Origin of the sequence: Labilibaculum euxinicum (assembly GCF_963678175.1) — a bacterium.
Classification (GTDB): Bacteria; Bacteroidota; Bacteroidia; order Bacteroidales; family Marinifilaceae; genus Labilibaculum; species Labilibaculum euxinus.
Map to the genome: position 1 here is coordinate 4,025,247 of NZ_OY782756.1, position 22,539 is coordinate 4,047,785.

Annotated in this window: 17 protein-coding genes; 8 read left to right on the forward strand and 9 right to left on the reverse strand. The window is 36.6% G+C overall.

Annotated features, from left to right (window positions below; genetic code table 11):
* Nucleotides 1-53: 53 nt before the first annotated feature.
* A complete protein-coding gene (locus ACY0M5_RS16150) occupies nt 54-2,714 on the forward strand; it encodes an ABC transporter substrate-binding protein (protein ID WP_461629838.1) in 2,661 nt (886 codons plus the stop codon).
* 191 nt (nt 2,715-2,905) lie between these two features.
* Here ACY0M5_RS16150 and ACY0M5_RS16155 read toward each other — a convergent pair whose 3' ends face one another.
* The 4 genes from ACY0M5_RS16155 to ACY0M5_RS16170 all read right to left on the reverse strand — a co-directional run bounded on the left by ACY0M5_RS16155 (nt 2,906) and on the right by ACY0M5_RS16170 (nt 8,310).
* Nucleotides 2,906-4,363 (reverse strand): glycosyltransferase family 2 protein, encoded by a 1,458-nt coding sequence (locus tag ACY0M5_RS16155; protein ID WP_156196564.1) that lies wholly within the window; start codon nt 4,361-4,363, stop codon nt 2,906-2,908.
* Nucleotides 4,360-5,553 carry a HEAT repeat domain-containing protein gene (locus ACY0M5_RS16160; RefSeq protein ID WP_461629839.1) on the reverse strand — a complete coding sequence of 398 codons (1,194 nt, stop codon included), beginning with the start codon at nt 5,551-5,553 and terminating at the stop codon, nt 4,360-4,362. Before ACY0M5_RS16160 ends, ACY0M5_RS16155 begins: the two co-directional genes overlap by 4 nt.
* 196 nt (nt 5,554-5,749) lie before the next feature.
* Entirely contained in the window at nt 5,750-7,039 is a 1,290-nt protein-coding gene (locus ACY0M5_RS16165; protein ID WP_461629840.1) for a YaiO family outer membrane beta-barrel protein, read from the reverse strand.
* 98 nt (nt 7,040-7,137) lie between these two features.
* Entirely contained in the window at nt 7,138-8,310 is a 1,173-nt protein-coding gene (locus tag ACY0M5_RS16170) for a hypothetical protein (protein WP_461629841.1), read from the reverse strand.
* 393 nt (nt 8,311-8,703) lie between these two features.
* Between ACY0M5_RS16170 and ACY0M5_RS16175 the strand changes: the two genes are divergently transcribed.
* The 5 genes from ACY0M5_RS16175 to ACY0M5_RS16195 all read left to right on the forward strand — a co-directional run bounded on the left by ACY0M5_RS16175 (nt 8,704) and on the right by ACY0M5_RS16195 (nt 12,449).
* The gene (locus ACY0M5_RS16175; RefSeq protein ID WP_461629842.1) at nt 8,704-8,964 is read left to right on the forward strand and encodes a DsrE family protein; all 261 of its coding nucleotides are present in this window, start codon (nt 8,704-8,706) and stop codon (nt 8,962-8,964) included.
* Nucleotides 8,965-8,973: 9 nt separating this feature from the next.
* Nucleotides 8,974-9,636 (forward strand): DUF2461 domain-containing protein, encoded by a 663-nt coding sequence (locus tag ACY0M5_RS16180; protein WP_124994331.1) that lies wholly within the window; start codon nt 8,974-8,976, stop codon nt 9,634-9,636.
* 423 nt (nt 9,637-10,059) lie between these two features.
* Entirely contained in the window at nt 10,060-10,371 is a 312-nt protein-coding gene (locus tag ACY0M5_RS16185; protein ID WP_461629843.1) for a hypothetical protein, read from the forward strand.
* Nucleotides 10,371-11,987, forward strand: coding sequence for a DUF3857 domain-containing protein (locus tag ACY0M5_RS16190; RefSeq protein ID WP_461629844.1), 1,617 nt, complete (start codon nt 10,371-10,373; stop codon nt 11,985-11,987). The genes ACY0M5_RS16185 and ACY0M5_RS16190 overlap by 1 nt, the downstream gene beginning before the upstream one ends.
* A gap of 108 nt (nt 11,988-12,095) precedes the next feature.
* On the forward strand, nt 12,096-12,449 hold the full coding sequence (locus ACY0M5_RS16195; RefSeq protein ID WP_461629845.1) for a four helix bundle protein: 354 nt from the start codon (nt 12,096-12,098) through the stop codon (nt 12,447-12,449).
* A gap of 125 nt (nt 12,450-12,574) precedes the next feature.
* Here ACY0M5_RS16195 and ACY0M5_RS16200 read toward each other — a convergent pair whose 3' ends face one another.
* Nucleotides 12,575-13,744, reverse strand: a complete 1,170-nt coding sequence (locus ACY0M5_RS16200; RefSeq protein WP_160463523.1) for a hybrid sensor histidine kinase/response regulator — start codon at nt 13,742-13,744, stop codon at nt 12,575-12,577.
* A 689-nt stretch (nt 13,745-14,433) separates the two neighbouring features.
* Here ACY0M5_RS16200 and ACY0M5_RS16205 point away from each other — a divergent pair.
* Both ACY0M5_RS16205 and ACY0M5_RS16210 read left to right on the forward strand, forming a co-directional pair.
* Nucleotides 14,434-14,571, forward strand: a complete 138-nt coding sequence (locus ACY0M5_RS16205; RefSeq protein ID WP_154675814.1) for a hypothetical protein — start codon at nt 14,434-14,436, stop codon at nt 14,569-14,571.
* Nucleotides 14,572-16,362: 1,791 nt separating this feature from the next.
* Nucleotides 16,363-17,277, forward strand: coding sequence for a carboxypeptidase-like regulatory domain-containing protein (locus tag ACY0M5_RS16210; protein ID WP_461629846.1), 915 nt, complete (start codon nt 16,363-16,365; stop codon nt 17,275-17,277).
* An 896-nt stretch (nt 17,278-18,173) separates the two neighbouring features.
* Here the strand turns inward: ACY0M5_RS16210 and ACY0M5_RS16215 are convergent.
* The 4 genes from ACY0M5_RS16215 to gmd all read right to left on the reverse strand — a co-directional run bounded on the left by ACY0M5_RS16215 (nt 18,174) and on the right by gmd (nt 22,538).
* Nucleotides 18,174-19,430, reverse strand: a complete 1,257-nt coding sequence (locus tag ACY0M5_RS16215) for a mannose-1-phosphate guanylyltransferase (RefSeq protein ID WP_461629847.1) — start codon at nt 19,428-19,430, stop codon at nt 18,174-18,176.
* Nucleotides 19,431-19,755: 325 nt separating this feature from the next.
* The gene (locus ACY0M5_RS16220; protein ID WP_461629848.1) at nt 19,756-20,865 is read right to left on the reverse strand and encodes a GDP-L-fucose synthase family protein; all 1,110 of its coding nucleotides are present in this window, start codon (nt 20,863-20,865) and stop codon (nt 19,756-19,758) included.
* A gap of 82 nt (nt 20,866-20,947) precedes the next feature.
* Nucleotides 20,948-21,367, reverse strand: a complete 420-nt coding sequence (locus tag ACY0M5_RS16225; protein ID WP_461629849.1) for a GxxExxY protein — start codon at nt 21,365-21,367, stop codon at nt 20,948-20,950.
* Between the two features lie 10 nt (nt 21,368-21,377).
* The gene (gmd, locus tag ACY0M5_RS16230; RefSeq protein ID WP_461629850.1) at nt 21,378-22,538 is read right to left on the reverse strand and encodes a GDP-mannose 4,6-dehydratase; all 1,161 of its coding nucleotides are present in this window, start codon (nt 22,536-22,538) and stop codon (nt 21,378-21,380) included.
* Nucleotide 22,539 lies beyond the last annotated feature (1 nt).

Genomic DNA, 22,539 nt, shown 5'->3' on the forward strand with positions numbered 1-22,539 from the left:
CCTTGAACTGATAGATGTAACTTTATTTGGTAATGATTCAACTTTAGGACAATATGAACGCAAAAGTAACTGAACATATCAAAAGTGCTTTTTCAAGGTGTTTTTTTATCTTTCTTTTACTTTTATCACATTTATACTCTTTTAGTTTACCTCTCAGTAAATCTCCCGAAAACAAAAAAATCACCCTACAACTTAAATACTTTCATCAATTTCAATTTGCAGGCTATTATGCCGCTCTTCACAAAGGATTTTATGAAGATGCAGGATTAACAGTTGAATTAATTGAAGGGGGTACAATAAACTCAATAAGTAAGGTATTAAACGATGAGGCTGATTACGGCATCGCTGCTAATGATTTACTAATAGAACGACTTAACAACAAACCAATAGTTTTATTAGCCTCCATATTCCAAAGCTCTCCTTCCATATTTATCTGCCTGAAAGAATCAAACATTCATACGGCGCATGATCTTATCAACAAAAGAATAATGTTGTTGGATGAATACAGAGACCCGGAACTAATGGCCATTTTTTATAAGGAAGGGATTCAAATAAATAACATCAACCGGATTAGCACAACCTACGATATTAATGATTTGATTGATGGAAAAACTGATGCATTAAATGCGTACTCTACCAACGAGGCCTTTTATCTGGAGGAAAAAAACATTCCATACACTATAATATCACCCAAAACCTACGGTATCGATTTTTATGGTGACTGCCTGTTCACAAGCGAAAAAGAAATCAAAAATCACCCAAAAAGAGTTAAGGCATTTCTAGAGGCAAGCAAAAAAGGCTGGGAATACGCGCTAAAGAATCAAGATGAAATTATCGATTTAATTCTTGAAAAATATTCAGTAAATAAAACCCGGGAGCATTTAGAATTTGAAGCAAATGAAATTCAAAAGCTAATTCTGAATGAGTATGTTGAGATTGGTCATATCAACCCCGGCAGATGGGAAAACATTGCCGAAACATGCTCTAAGATGGGAATGATCTCAAAAAACTACGACTTAAACGGTTTTATATACCAACAAGAAACATACAACACTCCTGCATGGCTAAAATGGGTACTGGGAATTGCTATATCACTTAGTGCTATCGTAATTGCCATATCTTATTATCTGTATTTCTTTAACAAACAATTGCAAAAAGCCGTTTCGAAACAAACATTAAACCTACGCCAAAAAAACATCGAATTGCAAAATGAAATATCAGAAAGAATAAAAACTGTAGCTGCACTAAAACAATCTGAAAAGAGATTTCGAGAGATGATTGAAAATCTGCCCTCAGGAGCTATTTTAGTAGAAGAAGATGAAAGTTTGTTCTCCAATAAAAAAGCATTTGAAATTACCGGTTATACCAATTCCGAACTGCCAGATATCAACTCATGGTTTTCAACCCTTTATCCAAAGAACAGGGGAGAAAATATTCAATTGTATTTGGAAAATAAAATCAACAACTTTAAGAATGCATCGATCTCAAGCATAATATGTAAAAATGGTGATCGCAGGCATATTGAATTTCATGCCTACAAGTTTGACAACAAGGAAATTTGGCTGATAAATGATATAACAGAAAGATTAAAAACTGAAAATGATTTAATCTCCAGCGAAAATAAACTCAGAACTTATATTGAAGAATCTCCAAACGGTTTGGTTATTTTCAATTCAAACACAAAGGTGAATTTTGCTAATCAGGCGTTTAAAGACCTTATGGAAATTTCTGAATCCAAATTAGATGATATTTGTATTACTGATTTTTTTGCTCCCACACATCTTCAACAAAATAAAAAACTCTTCAATCAGCTTTTAAACAAAGGAAAAACTCAAGGCGAAATATTCATTCATACAACATCCGGCAAAAACATTCCGGTATACATCAGTGCTGTTCAATTAATCAATCAGGAATTTTTAGCTTTTATTGTCGATATTTCAGCAATAAAGGAAGCAGAGAACAAATTAACCCTGGCATTAAAACATGCAGAAGAAAGCGACCGTTTAAAATCTGCATTTCTAGCCAATATGAGTCATGAAATACGAACTCCTATGAATGGAATTTTAGGATTTAGTCAACTACTGCTAAAAGAGGATCTAAGTCAGGAAAAAAAAGAAAGATACATTGATATACTAACACAAAACGGGAAACAGCTTTTAGTGATTATCGACAACATTATTGATATTTCCTATCTGGAAGTAAATCAACTTAAAATAAATTCTTCTGCTTTTTCGATTCAACAATTATTCGATAATCTGCAGCTTTTTTTTTCTGTTGATAAAAACAGATACAAAAAAGATCATTTGGAAATTCGTTTCAACAATACAGTCTCCGTTGAACATGATCAAATAAGTTCTGACTATGAAAAAATCAATCAGATACTCATCAACTTAATAAACAATGCTTTAAAATTTACCGAAAAGGGAACAATAGCCATATCATCAAGAATTGAAAAATCCTTGCTTTACATCACTGTTGAAGACAGCGGGATTGGCATCCCCAAGGAAAAACAGGATATAATTTTTGAACGTTTCGGTCAGGTAGAAAACACCTACACCCGTCAATTTGGTGGTGCCGGCCTCGGCCTACCTATTTCGAAAGGCTTAATCGAACTTTTAGGTGGTGAAATATTTTTCGAATCCAATGTCGGAATTGGCTCAAAATTCGAATTTTACATCCCTATCAACAAAAAAAAGAAGATGACAAAAAATTAGCCTTGAAAGTAGAAAACACAAACTAATACCAAATTAATATCAAAACATGCCTTATAAAATGTTTCTTTTCAGCTATATCTTCGTTAAAAAAGATGCATCGTAACATGGCTGTGCTTTACTTTTTTGCCTCGACACAGCTAAAAATTAATTCATTTTAATTAAAGTCTATTTTGAAATTAAATTGGTATAATTTAGGACTTGAATCTATTTTTTTTAATTTTTTCCTTTTGGTGAAGAAATCCTTTTCGCTCCATTTTACCCCAACTTCTGTTTCCCATTAAATATTCTATATTTCCTTTAACTGCGAAAAATAAACTTATTGGATGAAGAATAAATGGCTCTAACAAGGCCGCAATCCACAAGCGGAAAACGTCCATTTTTCGTTCGTAACGATGAAAAGTTAATTCCTCGTACAAAATTGCCCACGTAGAAAAAAACACCGCAAAAGTATATACAAACAAAGATGTAACCAGTATAAAGCTCACACTTAAATTATCTGTAAAAAACAACACAATCATATAGATTATACCCACCACTTCTACCAGAGGTGCTAACCACTCAAATAAAAACCAGAAAGGATAACCCAACAAACCCATTGCACCATATTGTGGTGAAAGAAATATTTTTGAATGATCAGTCAGTGTTTCAATCGTACCACGGGTCCACCTACTCCTCTGTCTGCCAAACACCTTCAAACTTACAGGAGCTTCTGTCCAGCACAAAGGATCAGGAACATATTCGATCTTATACTTCTCGCGATTCTCGGACATGTATCGTCGAATTCGAACAACCAATTCCATATCCTCACCAATAGAATGTGCATAACCACCACTTTGAACCACCACTTCCCTGTCGAACATTCCCATTGCACCTGAAATAATAATCAGTCCATCGAGCTGAGCCCAAGCCATTCTGCCCATTAGAAATGAACGTGTATATTCTAAAACCTGCATTCTGGCTAAAATATTCCGAGGAACTTTCACATTGGTTATTCGTCCGTTTTCAACCAAACATGAGTTGGCTATCCGCACAACGCCCCCGGCAGCAATTACCCTTCTGTCGGTTCTTTCCAGGAATGGCTTAACTAATTTCAAAACGGCATCCGGCTCCAAAATAGAATCAGCATCAATCGCCATAAATAAAGCTTTATCTGATACATTAATTCCTGCATTCAAGGCATCTGCTTTCCCTCCGTTTTCTTTGTCGATAACCACTAAATTGGAATAGGTAGAAAGAATCGATTTGTACACTCCTCTCACCTCTTTAGTTGGAATCTCCATATTAACTGCAAAATCAACCTTCTCTAATTTAAATGCAGTTTGCAAATCCTCAAATGTCGAATCCGTACTCCCATCATTAATAACGATAACATCAAAATTATTATAATGAATCGTATAAATAGACTCAACATTATCCACAATGGTTTTGGACTCATTAAATGCCGGCACAAGCACCGAAACAGAAGGAACCAAAGGAGAATCAAGAATTACATTGTAATCTACAAAGCTATTCTTCTTCAAATAATAATTCAAAGCAACTCCGGAAATAATACTCAGCGTAGTATAACTAAAGATCAAAAGAAATGCATAGGAGATAAAAATCCCATCCAAAAAATAACTTATAAATCTTATAAACTCATCGTAATTCATATTCTTGGATCTAAAACATGACTGATTATCCTCTTCAATTCTTCATCCCCGTTTTCGGAAAGTGATTGCAGCTTCACAATACCGGGCACACCAACAAGTGCCAGAGACTTACAGCATTCCATTCTAATCTTAAACTCTTCATTGTTGATATTTTCAATAAGGAAATTCATCTCACTCTCCAAACGCAACTGACCAATCGATCTTATGATATTAATCTGATTAGGAAGCTCCTCCAATAAAAAAAGCTTTTTCAATTTAACAACAGCCTCCTCACTCTCCAAATCAACCAGAGTTTTAATAGCCTTTCCTTTCACCAAATCATTGTCATGATATAGTAACTCCATCACTTTTGGAGCTGCTTCCCTTTGTTTTAAAACGCGTATCATGTCCAAACAAAACATTACCACAGAGTCATTCCAGTGATCAAGCCACAAATGAAATTCTGGTATTTCAATTCTCTTTTTGCGAATTAAATCGAAAACATTAATCTGCTCCCAAACGGTGAATGGTTTTTCCTGAGAATCCAGAAAAGCAAAGGGTACAAAAGGCAGCAACTTAATTAATCCCATCTGAGATTCAATACGAAGAATTTCATTTGGTCTTTTAAGAAACTCCATAATGTTTTTGTTCTCACTCTTCACTCTCATGTGACTGAGTTCACGAATCCCTCTAATTTTATGGTGCCATCCCTTACGAAGCTTTCTTACAGAATCCTCATTTAATTTCATATCCAGATACAACTTTCTAATTTCACTGCTTACCAGCTTACTCTCTGCCGTATCAATTGAAATTAAAACCGCTGTCAATATCTTTCTATGAAATTTAGACTTGACATTTTTTAAATCTGACAATTCTTTCTCCGACAAATCATCGATCAAAAACCGAACAATGATTTTAGAATACTTTCGATGCAGCAATTCTGTTTTCCTCTTTAGATAAGAAAGGTATAATTTAGAAAAAAGAATTGATGGAAGAAGAAAAACCAATACAACAAAGAAAACAATGATCATGTAAATGATCAATCCATTCAGTGCATTGTATGGCAGCCGTTCAAATGCATAATTTACAATTGACTGAGTTTTCTCTATAAATGTCTTTAAAAAATCAACAAACACGAGTAATACCCCCTGAACATGACCAGCATATTCTAACAGCTCAATTAAAATTATATATATAAACTTTATCTGCATCCTACTTCTTGCTCTCCTTCTTAATTTCCAATTCTTTTTTCACAGCCTCTATTTGTTACGCAATAAATGATCCCTGTCCAGAAACATAAGCTCCAAAATTCTCCACATTCCCAATCGCTGAATGAATATTTGTCCCGAACTTTTTGTTGGTATACATTTTAATGAATTATTAACTGGAATAATCTATTCCTAAGATTTAAAATTGATAAGATAACTTCACCAAGAAAGAAAATGCTTTCCTCTTTTCATTAACCCGATACTCTTCCCGTTCATAACCAAATTTCAGGAGATAAAGCAAACGATCGGTTCCTAATCGGTCCTGATAAGACAATCTTAATTTTCTACTTTTGTATTTGTAGACATCCGGTGACGAAAAATTCCCTCTGGGTTCATCTGGCGAAACACCTGTGGCTAATTCAAGACCTATATAATTCTTCGAATCTCTTAAATACCTTCTTACTTCCAACCAATACACTTGTGAGACATTACCATTTTCAGGGGTCAGGTATGTTCGAAAAGAAAACCAGTATTTCCTGTAATATTTTTCCAGCGAAGCTGTGTAAATGAAAATATTCTTATTCCCTGCATCAGAATTAAACTGAAGAAACCGCATGCCTGCAGACACACCAAATTCCTCTGGTAACTTATGATACAACTCAGCTCCTGCACGATGTTTAGGAAACAAATTATCGGGAGAATATCCATAATTTAAATAAGCATAACTCATTTTAGTCACCCGCGGATAGGCATCTATTTCAAATTGTTTCGCCACCCCCTTGGACCAAAAACTTTCACCATCAGAAATTAAATCACCCAAATTTATCTTCCCTATAACAGTACCCCAACTATTGCGTCGAGCCAACTGAAACGAACTTAAATGCCACTTTCTATTGTAAGGCTCTTTGAAATACTCATAATCATGCTGATAAATCGCTTTATAAACCATTTTGGATGATCTATATTTTTTCAGCAGAGCCAATCCCGCTTCACTGCCAGGATTCAACTCTAACAATTCATCAAGAACAAGTAACGATTTACTTTCCTCACCAACATCCTGCAGTAACTTAACTTTCTGAACTAAAAAGGCCTCTTCGTTAGGAAAAAACGACAAACCATACTCACAATAAAAAATTGCCTTATTAGGATCTCCTGCCCATTTTTCTATATCAATCATAGCAAAAATGGCATCACTGTTATCAAAATCCTCATCCAGAACCAGTTGCAACTCCGCTCTTCCCGGTTGAAAATTTTTATCCCAGCCATAAGTTCTCCCAATCAGTATTCTCGCATCAAAAAACTTTGGATTTTGATTCAAAATTTCATAACAGATACTTCTGGCTTCTTCACGATTCCCTGCAAAAGCCAATTCTCTCGCCCGATTAAATTCATCCAAACTATTTTTCTTAGGCACAGAAGTTTCCTGAGCAAAACCTTGCCCAATCATGCAAAATAATAAAAGTGTTAAGAGAGATAAAAATTTCACCATCCAAAATACATTGTTTATGTTTATTTAAAATAATCAATTAAAGAAAAACAAAGCACTAATGTCCAATTTATACTTGACAATATCAAATTAGTTTAAGTTTAATCCACATACATCACCTTTCGGCCCTTTCTTACTGATACACTATCCATTACAGTCCCCATGAACGGTCGATAATACTTCCAGAAAAACATTCTTCTATCTTTAACCTGATTCGCATTGTAAAATGCACCACTCAATCTATTAATTCCATTAAAGTAGGAAGAATAAATTCCCATTTCGTTATTTGAAAAATCACAGGCAAAATAAATAAACCGATAATCCTGATCGTGTTCCAAAATTGCCGGAAACTTTTTTGGCAAATTAAACTGATCCAACAAAGCCTTTCCTTCTTCATTCACATCTAAATTAAACCACGCCAAAACATGATTGCGTGAATCGGTTGAATTGATGTCAAACCAAAATGGATAATATATCGATTCAGGTACATTATATTGCAATTGTGTACTCAATTCACTTTCCAAAATGGGAAAATGTCTGTTTAAATGTTTTTTAGCATCCAGAATAACAATTCTCTCTTTATTATCAACCAAAACGATTCCGGCATTTTTAAAATCATACTCCTTCTTATAATTCTTTTTATACAAATCCGGCAACCAGTGAGGAATTTCCGGATCAAGCACTGTATCCAAAGTATGATAATATTTACCAACCCAACCACTCCATTTTAGTCCCAGCAATTGTTCTGTTTGATTTCTAACCAATTCCGAAGTAGGTGCTGCAATAAAATTAAACTCTGCAATGATCGTTTTGCCTTTTCTCTTCATCTCTCTTATCAGGTTGAACTCTGCCGGTTGTAATCCGCCATAAAATAAGGATATTGTATCCTTTCCATAATCCGGATGATCTTTCCAGTTGGAATTATAAATTCCATATGTATCGGCAAAAAAAGCGAGATCCAAAGAATCAGCAAGTGCAGACAACCCCTGTTTTTCAAAAATGCGCAGATCCTTTATTACATACCTGCCATCATCTCCGGGATGAAAGCCGTAAAAATCCTCCGCAAAGTTATATTCCTTTCCATTCGATTTTACCCAGCGCTTTTGATTGGCAACCCAAAAAAAAGACAGATGCTCAGAATAATTGCCGTTTGGAACTGTTTTATCAACAACTAACAGGTTCATTTGTACTTTATCTTTAAACTTCCAACAGATCCAGGAAATAACAGGAATCATCAGAAATAAGAGAATTATTATTCGTAGTAATTTCCACATTCGCTCTTTTTATTTTAAATTACCTGCAATATTCATCTTTATAACGGACTTAGTCAATATTAAGTTTCTTTTTTTTGATAAGTAATTTTTATTTAAGGACGTAAGGCTCTTTTTTTTACTTGACTGATTTCATCCTTTTTATAAAAAATACAAATTTCTTGGCTAAAAACCTGATATTCATTTATTAATTAAAAGTATTTTTCCATAAGAAATATTCTTGCCGCAACATTTTCCGCTTTCAGGAAATCTGTTTCAATTCAACGGATTCTTATTGTCAAATCACCAATACTCATGAACAAGATATGAACCATAACAGAAAACAAAAATTAGCAGTCGTCTGGACAAGCGGAGACCGGGATGTGACCCTTAAAATGGTATTTATGTACACCTACAATGCTAAAAAAAATGGGCTGGTGGGAAGAGATTAACCTTATTGTTTGGGGACCATCCTCAAAACTGTTATGTGAAAATGCAGAGCTTCAAGAATACATTGAAAATATGCAGCAAGAAGGAATATCCATTTTTGCATGCAAAGCCTGCGCTGATATGTATGATGTTTCTCCTCAACTTGAAAAATTAAATATTGATGTCAAATTCATGGGTGAACCACTAAGCGAATACCTTCAAAAAGACTATAAAGTAATTACCTTTTAACATTACAACATGCTAAGCAATAGTATTTACGAGTTTTTACTCGAACTAAGAGAGAATAACAACAGGGATTGGTTTCATGCGAATAAGAAAAAATACGATAAGGCCAAAAAGGATTTTGAACTTTTCGTTGAACTAAGTATCGAACAAATCAAAGTTATTGATCCGGATCTATCAGGACTAAATGCCAAAGACTGCATTTTTAGAATATTCCGGGATGTTCGGTTTTCTGAAAACAAACAACCCTACAAAACACATTTTGGAGCTTTTCTGTCAAAAAATGGCCGAAAAAGCAAATACGGAGGTTATTACATCCATATTGAACCCGAAGGAAGCTTTTTGGGTGGCGGCTGCTACATGCCTGCACCAAATGTTCTTAAAGCCATTCGTGAAGAAATATTTCACAACCCACTGGAATTTAAAGAAATAATCACGAATAAAGAATTCTCATCTCATTTTCCTGAAATGTACGGTGAAAAACTAAAAACTGCTCCACGTGGTTATCCTAAAGATTTTGAATACATCGACCTGCTAAATTTCAAGAATTATGCGGTAGGGAAAATGGTGCCGGATCGAATCGTGTTATCAGAGCAATTTTCTGATGAGATTTTAGAATGCTTCGCCAGTTTGCGAACGCTTAATGCATATTTAAACGAAATACTGGCAGATTTATAAAACGAAATTCTCTTTTTATGATGAAATTTCCTTACTAATATTAGCGGGGAAACCACAAAGCAAAACCTTTTCTTAGTCGGAGCAGATCACTCTTAGCCTCGTAAAAGAAAAGGTTTTCTCATTAATTACTGCCGATACAATTTAAATTACCTGTTCAATTTAAGTTGATAAAACCAAGCATGCGGAGATTTAGATTCATTCTTTTATGTTCGTTTACTATATTAGATGAGCTGTACAAAAATTTACTTGACTAAGTACAATTGAGATTGAAAATTTACAGCCTGCCACACATCTTAGATCAAAAACGAACAAAATGAAACGTTCATGCCATAGATATTCTAACACACAGGGGGATGATTATTCCAGCATGGTAATCCCGAAAGCTTTCGGGACCATATGGCAAAAACTTAAAATTATAATCATATGAAACGAATCACACTACTAAGTCTAATTGCTTACTTTTTACTTCTTACACCTGTCTTTGCAAAAAAAGAAACATTTAAATATCCTGCATTTACCATCCCTGCCGAACTTAAAAAAAATGCCAATGCCGTAGTTCGTTTGGATGAAGCCGAATTTACAGTACACTCAAGAAAAAGCTCCAGTCTGACACAAAAAATGGTGATTACAATTCTAAATAAAAAGGGAGAAGCATACGCATCAATTCCATTTGGATACAGCAAATTTGAAACTTTAGAGAGTTTAAAATCACCATCTATAATTCGCTTGGCTTAGTGATTAAAAAAGTAAAGGAATCAGAAATTAAAGATTACAGCTATAGTTCTGCAGGTGAGTTAATAGGAGATTCGCGTTTCAAAATTTACGAACCTGTTCAAAAGCAATATCCATATACTATTGAATACGAATCGGTATCAGACTACAAAGGTCTTTTTGTTTATCCAAGCTGGAAAGCTTATCCCGGTTATCTTGTAGGTGTGGAAAAATCCATCATGAAAGTCATTATTCCTTCGGAGGAAAAATTACGATACAAATGCATTAATTTTAAAGATTCAATCAGTACTACAACAATAAATGATCAAAATATCTACCAATGGGGTATCGATAGTTTACCTGCCTTAAAAAGTGAAGCCTACTCTACCGGCGTACTCTCACAATCACCTCAAATTCTTTTGGCTCCTCTCGATTTTGAAATGGATAATTACCCAGGCAGTTTAGAAAGCTGGAATAGTTTGGGGAAATGGTCAGCTGTTTTAAATCAAGGACGCGATCAGATTCCTGAAGAAGAACAGGCTCATATTATAGAACTTACCAAAAACTGCCAGACAGATATTGAAAAAGTAAAAATATTGTATGAATACATGCAATCGAAAACACGTTATGTTGGCATACAATTGGGAATAGGTGGCTGGCAAAGTTTTCCGGCCGAAATGGTTTCAGAAAAAGGTTACGGTGATTGCAAAGCATTGTCGAACTATATGAAATCCCTGCTTAATGTCGTTCATATTCCATCCAATTACACTTTAGTGAAAGCAGGGAAAAGCAATAATTTGCAGTACACAGATTTTGTGCACAGCTATTTTAATCATGTTATTTTACGGGTTCCGCTGCAGAAGGACACCATTTGGCTCGAATGCACAAGTCAGAAGATGCCTTATGGCTATCTGGGAACCTTTACCGACGACCGCGATGTATTGTGTGTAAATGATGATGGCGGAGAACTATGCCATACTCCTATATATACCATAGAACAAAACCAGCAGATTCAAAGCGGTACTTTTACCCTATTGAAAAATGGGGACACCCATGCTGAAATATCAACTATTTTCACTGGAATTCAATATGAAAACATTGAAACTCTTTACCATAGAAGCAGTGTGGGCGATCAAAAGAAATTCCTTTACGAAGAACACATCAACCTACCCGATTTTACAATTAATGATTATCATTTTCAGGAAGATAAAAAACAAATTCCATCGTCAGTTTTAAGTGTAACCCTTGATGTAAGAAACTATGCTTCGCAAACAGGGGATCGTTTATTCATCCCTTTAAATAAAATCAACAGAATTACTTACATTCCTCCCAAATTGGAAAACAGGCTCACCGATATTCGCTATATCAGATCAACTGAAGATAAAGACAGCATCTGTTTTATCCTGCCGGAAGGTTACAAAATAGAAAGCCTTCCTGAGGGAAAAATTATCGAATCGGACTTCGGATACTATCAAAGCAATGCTGAATTGGTTGGCAATAAAGTTTACTACACACGAATTTTCCGCAAAAACAAAAACACATTCAATGCATCCCGCTACGAAGAGTTTCGGTCATTTAGGAAAAAACTCGCAAAAGCTGATAAAGCAAGTTTGGTACTAAAAAAGATTACAAAGTCTTAAGGTCGAAAAAGTCTTGAAGAGTCTGGAAGGGTCTTGAAAAGTCAGAATAGTCCAAGAGGCTGGAAAAATCCAGAAGTTTAAAAGAGTAAAAAAATACGAAATAATTATATGAGTACAATTAAAAAATTTGAAGAACTGGTGATTTGGCAAAATGCCCGGAAATTGATTAATGAGATATACAAAGAAATGAATGGGATTAAAGATTTTGGATTCAAAGACCAAATTCAACGAGCTTCAGTTTCTATCATGAATAATATTGCCGAAGGTTTTGAAAGATATTCAGACACTGAATTCAGACGTTTTTTGGACATTTCGAAAGCATCATGCGGTGAGGTTCGAAGTATGCTTTATCTAGCCGAAGATCTCCATTATCTTAATAATTATACAGCTGAAAATTTACGGAAAGACTGCAGGCTGATATCAGGTAGTATTCAGAATTCAATTAACAGCTTAAAATCCTAATCAGTCAATCATAAGCCACTTCCATACTATTTTAACCTTTCGACCTTCGGACTGTTCAAAACTGTTTGACATTTCGACTTTTCAAGACCCTTCCAGACTCTTCGATACTTTTCCAGACTTTCAAATCAGTACACCGGAAGCTGAAATGAAACCCGAACACCGCCTTCGCTAAGATTCTCCACATCAACAATGGCCTTGTGCAAATCCATAACCAATTTCACAACTACCAAACCAGCGGTAAAACGTTTAAAATCCTGTCTTCGGTCTTCTTTGTTTAGTTCAAAAAAGTGGAATGTGTAATTCACTTCGGATGGAGTAAATTGCACTCCTAAATCCTGAACAAAAACCTTGACACTTTGACCTTCCAACGAAGCGCCAACCAAAACTTCGGAACGCGAAGGTGCATTGGTAACAGCATTTTCAATAACTTTCTCCATGCTGATGCCAAACAATTTCTCATCACCACGAATAATATAATTCTTAGGGATCTCTACCTTTACTTTAATCTTTCGTTCAGCGATCAATGGTTTCAATTTTTCGATGCTGTCTTTGACCACCTCGTAAACAGAAATTCCCAAAATTTTCATTTCGTAACGATCGAAACGCAAAGCGGAAAGAAGTAAGGCCATATCCGAAACACCAGTCAGTTTTTCACAAGCCTGAATAATGTAACGCACATATTTTAAATTGGTTTTATTTTTAATGGAAAATTCCAACATTTCAGCAAACCCCACAATACCATTTAGCGGCTCTCTCAGTTCTGTTGACATGAGTGACAGAAAATCGTTTTTAGCATCCTCGAGAGTTGAAAGCTGATGGTTTGCATGCTCAAGACTTTGGTTTGACTCAACCAACTCCATGGTTCGGGCAGCAACCCTCTCCTCCAATTCCAGATTCATCATTTTCAGCTTCTGATTTTTACTTTTTAAATCAAGATGCGTATTCACTCTGGCAACTAATTCCTGAGGGTTGAATGGTTTAGTGACATAATCCTGAGCCCCTGCTTCAAAACCTTTAATTATGGATTCTTCATCAACTCTGGCAGTAAGGAAAATTACAGGTATATCTTTTGTTTTTTCTTTTGATTTAAAATACTCACAAACCTCATAACCATCCATCTCAGGCATCATGATGTCCAGCAAAATCAAATCAAAACTTTTTGCAACACACAGCATTATGGCATCTTTGCCATTTAATGCGTAACTAATTTCGTAGGAGTCGTCGGAAAGAATGGATTGTAATACTTTAATGTTATCTGGTATATCATCAACGATTAAAATCTGGTATTTCTTCATTTCCGGCAAATTATATAAGTAGTCAGTAGTCATTGAAACAGAAAATGTAAGAATCAGAATATTTAACATTCACATACCCTCACAATATTAACGCATAAATATAACACATAATTCTTTACATAGAAACCTAAAAACTGTTTTTTTTTGAATGCTTGTTTATTAGATTGGATCATCGAACATTCTAAATGTAGAAAGTCTAAAAGTCTGGAAAGGTTGAATGGTCAAAACAAATACCTTTTTTGACTATTGGATCTTGTGGCACAGAAGAAGGTTTACTTTTTAAAGACACTTCCAGACTTTTGTCCCTTTCAACTGTTAATTCACTGGCTAAAGCCAAGTGGCAATGAATTCACCATCTCTTTAAGCTCAGACAAATCAGCCTTACATCGATAAAAAACAAAATAATGAATATTTCGACTGTTCAAGACTTTTAGACTTTTCAAGACCTTTCCAGACCTTTCACCTTCAAACACCCCTCTGCCTGTCGGCATCTCCCTTAAAATGGGAGAATCATTAGAATAAATATGGAATCTTCGACTCCTCTCTCATTCCACGAACGAAGCCAAATTCATATTCAAAGCTCGTGAAATAAAGACAAACAAATTAACTTGACAAGTTTGACAGCTTGGTTTTTCAATTTTTTGTTTAATTTTACAGCGAAATTATACACTACTACAAATTTTTTACCAATGGACAATTTACCAAAGGAAATCGCCGATGCGATTAAAAATGGCATGGAAGAAAACCAACTGATTAAAATAGCAACCCGCCTTTTGGAAAAAGGAGATCAGGAAAATGCCGCTAAAGTATTGGATTTTTGCATCTAAGAATCCACGACATGCAAAAAGCTCCAAAAGATTATTTCTTTTGGAGCTTTTGTATTTATGCTTTTACTACCCCTAAATCCCCTAAAGGGGACTTTTACATCTTTCAAGACTCTTCAAGACTTTTGTCTTTCTATTTTTAATCCACTGGCTGAAGCCAAGTGGCAAAACAAATCCATCTTTATTTATACCATGGGCTAAACATGTCGGAATTCACGATTTTTCTTTTTTAGACTATTGATTCCTGCAGCGCAGAAGAAGATGCTCTTTTTAAAGAAACCTATTCACCTGCGCCAATTTGTAATGTCCCATTCTTAGCCCAGGGTGACATTCGCTTCGCTCATTTACCCCGGGCTATTCATATTTGAGTCCTTACGACTCAGACAAATCAGCCTTATATCCATAAAAAACAAAATAATGAATATTTCGACTTTGAATCCACTGGCTAAAGCCAAGTGGCAAAACAAATCCATCTCTATTTATACCATGGACTAAACTAAACATGTCGAAATTCAAGATTCTCTTTTTTAGACTATTGGTTCCTGCAGCGCAGAAGATGATGCTCTTTTTAAAGAAACCTATTCACCTGCGCCAATTTGTAATGTCCCATTCTTATCCCAGGGTGACATTCGCTTCGCTCATTTACCCAGGGCTATTCATATTTGAGTCCTTCAGACTCAGACAAATCAGCCTTACATCCATAAAAAACAAAATAATGAATATTTCGACTTTTCAAGACTTTTGGACTTTTAGACTTTTCAAGATTTTCAAGACCTTTCAAGACTTTTGGACTTTTGGACTTTCGACTTTTTGACCCTTCAAGACTTTCGACTTTCGACCACACCAACAATGGATGAACAGATCAATTATCCTGACAAATAAGTGATTTTTAACGATTATTCACATTTGTTTTGGTTTTTTATTAAACATTGGACGGGATTATATAAATAATTTTATTTACATTTATTTTACAATTATGTTACAGCTGTTTTAATTCTTTGTTTGCAGATTGATATGTCAAAGAAAAATATCAATTTGAATGTGATGCCGTATCGAAAGAAAAGCTTTCCGGTATAAATCCGGACAACCAGCGTCTCCTGATCAGCATGGAAAATCAGGACTCAATCGGATGTCTCCCGATACAAGACCCAATTATTCTCTGGGTTATTTGCCAACTAATTTGTGCAAATCAACCCGCATCATCTGCACGAAGCTTTTTCTGCAAATGACTTACTTTCAGCAATTGTCTTTATCATTAAACACTCAAAACTATTTTTTCAACAATTAAAACAGCTTCGTTTCATTTATTTTCAGTTAAAAATTCTTTATAAATCATTGTTAGATTACAGGAACGGAAGTGTTCCGGACAAGGATGAATCTCCCGCAAGGAATAATGCTTCCTTGTAGCTCCATTTCTGATCAGTGAATAAACAAAAGCATATTCCGGCATCATTTGATGACCTGATGAAGTTTAAGAACAGCTTTGTGTTTTCATTTGATCAGTTGATGAAGTTTAAGAATCACCTGGTAAAGTTCAGGAACCACATTGTATTTTCATTTGATCACCTGATGAAGTTCAAAAAGCACTTTGTTTTTTCATTTGATCAGTTGATGAAGTTCAGGAATCACTTGGTGAAATCCGGGAATCACATTGTATTTTCATTTGATCACCTGGTGAAGTTCTGGATTGACTTTGTTTTTTCATTGAATCAAGCCCTGTTTCATTTTTGAGCTGTACTTCGCTCAAGTGCCCGGAGTCCTGTTCCTGTTTTCTAACATTTAAAACAAAAAATCATGCAAAAATTATTAGAAACTCAAAAAGAAATGCAAAGAACATTTCGAGGTTTTATAAGTGATAATCAAGGTAAACTGGATGCAGTCCCTGTTGTGAAAGAAATCATTGATCTGCAGATCGATAAAATGGATCGGTTCGATGTTCTGTGGGAGCTTACCCAAACGAATTACAGTGGTACCACCATCACCAAACGCAACACGAAGGCATTGGCAGCCAATTATCTCAACCGCATTAATCTTCTTTTCTACAATTATTGCCTGAAAAGCAACAAACTGGAAGATCTTCCCAATTTAAAGGGCAGTGTTTCGTTTTACCTGAGCCTGTCCGATGAAAAATTCATCAGCAAACTGGACTTTACCTGCAGATTTGGTGACAACTTGGGCGATCAACTGGCCGAAACAGCTGTGAGTACAGAAGAATTGGCAGATATTAAGGTGCTGCGTTCTAGCTATATCGATCTGGCTCCAAGGCCGAGAGAAGTAAAGAGCAATACAAAAATTTCGAATCAGGAACTGAAAGATGTGGGGGCAGAAATTCTCAACATCAACAAAACCAGACTGGACAATGTGATGCAATCTCTCTTTGCCAATTCCGATCCTGAATTTTATCAAAGTTATCTGGAAGCTACAAATATGGTGAAAGTTGGCCATCGAAAAACGGCTGTATCCGGAAGCATTATCGATAAGGAAAGCAAACTAGCGGTTCTTCAGGCACACATCCTGATTCCTGAAGCGGGAATTGACCATTTGTGTACCAGTAAAAAAGGAGGATTCCGAATTGATAAACTGAACCCGGGCACCTATCAAATTCAAATTAAAGCCGTAACCTATAAAACCATTAGCATGGAATTGGTGCACCGTTACGGTGAAACCAATGTGCTTCAGGTGGAAATGGAAACTAAGAACGGGCAATGAACAAACGGCCTGTGGCAGAAGTGCCGCAGGCCTGAGTTTTATACCGTATTTGTTAAACACCTCACCCCTGCCTTTCCTCTATTAAACACCTCACCCCAACCCTCTCCTGAAGGTGAGGGAGTTTTTTGGATAAACCCTTAGTAAAACCAAATGCAAACAATTAAAAGTGCATCCATTAAAATAGCCCAAAGAATTCAATTTCTTTGTTTTTGTTTATGCTGTTAATTCCTCATAAATAGTTTAGACCAAATGGAAATACTGCACTTATGGTCATCCTGCCCCGATAGCTATCGCAGGGGAGGATCCCGTCCATTTCGGCTTTTCATCAGTGCTTGTTAAAAACACCTCTCTTCTGCCTTTTCTCTTTTAAACACCTCTCCCCAGCCCTCTCCTGAAGGCGAGGGAGCTCAAAATGTGCAATCAGAGGAATCTCCCTTTCTACTTTAGCTACTCTTTATACACAAATATCCACTTTCCCAGACAATCGTTTAATTGTAAACATAAACACCCCTCTGCCTGTTGGCATCTCCCCTTAAAATGTGAGAATTCACTACTTTAATTTTTGCATGTATTTTCAATCGGCTTCGCTGCCAAGCTTTCGGGATCAGTAAAAGTTATAACAGCATTGAATTATATTGAAACAGATCCCTCGATGCCTCGGGATGACAGCCCGACGGATGGAAGGATCTGAACTTTGAGTCCACTCCGAAAAGTCAAAAACCCCTAAATCCCCTGAAGGGGACTTTGAGGAGCAGACTCAACTTTGATCCTTGGAATTTGGTTGTTGGTGGTCAATGGTAAATGGTCAGTGGTCAGTGGTCAATAGTCAGTGGTTGGGCTTTGGATTTTGGAATTTGGTTCCTTGTTCCTTGGAATTTCTCCTTTCTCCTTGGAATTTAAGCACCCAACACCGCCGTCCGAAACTCTTTTATTCTTTGCTCTTCTTCCTTTTTGCAGATCAACAATACATCATTATCCTCAACAACAATGAAATCCTGCAAGCCTTGAATGACCACTTTTTTATCCTTTGGCATGTTCACAATACAATTGCTCGATTCAAAAACATGAACCTTATCGCCTACCACGGTATTCCCTTGCTCGCAACGCTCGCGTTTTTCCCAAAGCGATCCCCAGGTGCCCAAATCAGACCATCCAAAATCAGCTGGCTGCACATAGATGTTGCCAGCTTTTTCCATCACCGCATAATCAATGGAAATATTGGTACAGGTAGGAAACATCTCATCAATAAAAGCCTGTTCCTTTCCTGTATTGTAGAACTCCTCACCTTTTTGGAAGATGGCAGCAACCTCTGGTACATAGGCTTCAAATGCATTCAATATGCTTTTCAATGACCACAGGAAAATTCCTGAGTTCCAAAAGAAATTTCCTGCAACAAGATATTGCTGAGCGGTTTCTAGATTTGGTTTTTCTTTGAAGGCGGTAACCCTACTCACAGCCCCTTCGAAAATACCCCCTTTGATTCCGCCTGAAGGGGGAAAGTTGCCCAACGCGACCTCGGAAATACCCCTCTCTGTCTCCCCTTTAGGGGAGAAGTTGCCACGCTGATTATCAGTAGATCGTTTGGATTTACCTTCTGTACCTATCTCTGCTGAACTATTAATTCCTTCCCGATAGCTATCGGGATCATCATTCGTAACTGAAGGCGAAGCCGCTTGAATGTATCCATAACCTGTCTCAGGACGATGAGGCTGAATGCCCAATGTTAATAGAGCCTCGTTGTTGGCTGTAAATTCCAATCCGTTTTCGACGATGCGAACAAACTCAGCCTCATTGGTAATCAAATGATCCGATGGAGCTACCACCATATTGGCTTTGGCGTTTAATCCTTTTATCTTGTATGCAGCATAAGCAATACAGGGTGCTGTGTTGCGCATGCATGGCTCTAATAAAATATTGCTTTCCAGAAGCTCAGGGCACTGAGCTATTACCAGTTCCTTATATTTCGAAGATGTTACGATCAAAATGTTCTCTGCCGGCGCTATTGTTTTGAAACGGGCTACAGTTTGCTGCAACAGCGTTTTCCCAATGCCCAAAACATCTAAAAACTGCTTTGGCTTTTCTTCTGTACTCATGGGCCAGAATCGGGAACCGACTCCCCCAGCCATGATAACGATATAGTTGTTGTTGTTCATATTGTAGTTTTTTGTAGTGTGTTCATTTTCTTCTGTCATTGCGAGAAGGAAGTATGACGACGAAGCAATCTGTTTCCCTTATGCAGGATGTTAATTGGCATTCATTTCTTGTATTGACGGATTGCCACGGCTTTCCAGATGCTCGGGACATGCTGTTCCTCAGCCTCGCAATGACACTTATAAATCCTCAAACAAATCCTTCCACTCAGGATTGAATTTATTTATCAAATCCAATTTCTTCTGTCTGGATCCTGCCTTTACTTGTTTTTCTCTGGCTACCGAGCTTGCGAGATCACTGAAAGTAAAGACAGTTTCTTTTAAGATCTTATTTTAGATAATGCTCATACATCAACTTGATCCCTTCTTCCAACTCAATGGTATGCTTCCATCCTAAGCCGTGAAGTTTGGAAGGATCAGTTAGCTTACGCATTGTTCCATCAGGTTTTGTAGTATCGAAATCAATCTTACCTTTGAAGCCTATTTCTTTTTGGATTGTTTCCGACAAGAGACGAATTGATATTTCTTTACCAGTTCCAATGTTGATATGCGTATTTACAACCTCGTTGCCACAATCCGCTTTGACATCATCAAAATTACGATTCTCCAATAAGAACACACAGGCATCCGCCATGTCTTCCGACCAAAGGAATTCCCGCATTGGTTTTCCTGAGCCCCAAAGGTCAAGTTTTACGGAATTCGGGGAGATTGCCGCGGTCGTTCCTCCCTCGCAAAGACAAATCCCATATTTGTTTAGGATTTTTAGTATATCCACCTCACTTGCAGAACCATCAACTCCCTCAACAGGTCGTTTGTTCAGATCTTCTCGAATTCCTTCCCAATTGTTGTCCTCCAGGCATTTTGCCAAATGGATCTTACGAACCATGGCTGGTAATACATGAGAGGTTTCCAAATTGAAATTATCATTAGGACCGTACAAGTTGGTAGGCATCACCGAAATAAAATTGGTGCCATACTGCAAATTGTAGGACTCACACATTTTCAAACCTGCAATTTTTGCAATCGCATAAGGCTCGTTGGTGTATTCCAAAGTATCTGTTAACAAACAATCCTCGGGCATTGGCTGTGGAGCCATTTTCGGATAAATACAGGTTGATCCCAAAAACAAGAGTTTCTTCACTCCATGCACATAGGCTTGATGAATCACATTGTTCTGGATTTGCATGTTCTCGTAAATAAACTGCCCCCGGTAGGTGCTGTTAGCGACAATACCGCCAACCTTAGCTGCTGCTAAAATTACATATTCCGGTTTTTCCTCTTCAAAAAAAGCAGCTACTGCTGCCTGATTGATTAAATCCAACTCATTCAAAGAACGAAACACCAAATTGGTATAACCTTTTGAACGTAGATTTTTGGTAATGGCTGAACCAACTAATCCAAGGTGGCCGGCTACATATATTTTACTGTCTTTTTTCATTAGTTACTATTTTAAAAGACTAATTAATTTTTCAATCCAATAAGTATTATTCAACGTCACAATTAACTCGAATTATGACGAATTAACACGAAGGATTAATGATGCGCTTATAAGAAAGAGATTGGCTCCCAAAATTAATCAGAATTCCCAATCTCTTATTAGTCGCTTTTAAATAATTATGTAGTTGCTTATACTGTGAATCGGATAAGTATTTTGATACTTTTAATTCAAGTATAATTGAATCAAAACAAATAAAGTCAGCGATGTAATATTTACTCAGTTTCTGACCATCAAAAAATACAGAGAGTTTCTTTTGACGTTCAAATAGAATGTTTCTTTTTCTAAATTCCTTTTCTAATGCCTCCTGATAAACAGCTTCAAGAAAACCGACACCCAATTCAGCATGTACTTTCATACAAGCTCCAATTACGGCATAGCTTTCCTCTTTAAACAGAATATCAGTCATCACATTCGCTTTAATTCGTTTTATAATTCGCAACAATTTGTATCATTTACTCGAAATAATTCATCACCTGATACCCACCTTCTTTCAAATAAGCATCTTTCTTGAACAATTTGATGTCTGATTGCATCATGTCTTCAACCAAACCTGCCAAATCGTATTCCGGTTTCCAACCCAATACAGTATTCGATTTTGTTGGGTCCCCAATTAACAAATCCACCTCGGTAGGACGGAAATATTTAGAATCAACACCCACTATTTGTTCTTCCTTAGCAACACGTTCTTTAATAGCCTCCAAATATTGAGCTCCAACTCTTTCGGAAAAAATAGCTTCATCAACGGCTACCAAAGATCCTTTTTCTTCTACACCTTCTCCTCGGAATTCAACAGTTAAACCGGCTTCTTTTGCTGCCAAAAGAACAAAATCACGAATAGTAGTGGTAATTCCTGTTGCAATTACGTAATCAGATGGTTCATCCTGCTGAAGAATAGCATGCATGGCACGAATATAATCTTTAGCGTGTCCCCAGTCGCGTTTAGAGCTTAGGTTCCCCAAAAAGACTTCTTTCTGCATACCCAAAGCAATACGGCTCATGGCACGTGTCACCTTACGGGTTACGAAAGTTTCCCCACGAATTGGCGACTCATGATTAAATAAGATTCCATTGGAAGCATGCATTTTGTATGCTTCCCGGTAGTTTACTGTAATCCAATAAGCATACATTTTTGCAACTGCATAAGGTGAACGTGGGTAGAAAGGTGTGGTTTCTTTTTGTGGAACTTCCTGCACCAAACCATACAACTCTGAGGTAGATGCCTGATAAATACGGGTTTTTTCTGTTAAACCCAACAAACGCACTGCTTCCAAAATACGAAGCGTTCCCAATCCATCCGCATTACCAACATACTCGGGAGTTTCGAAACTTACCGCTACATGACTCATAGCGGCCAAATTGTAAATCTCATCAGGTTGAACTTCCTGAATGATGCGGGTAATGTTCATAGAATCAGTCAAATCTCCATAGTGCAAGATAAAATTTCTATCCTCTACGTGTGGATCCTGATAGATGTGATCAATTCTATCCGTATTGAACAAAGACGATCTTCTTTTTATTCCATGTACTATGTATCCTTTTTTCAATAAATATTCTGAAAGGTAAGCTCCGTCCTGGCCGGTAACTCCTGTGATTAATGCTACTTTTTTTGACATA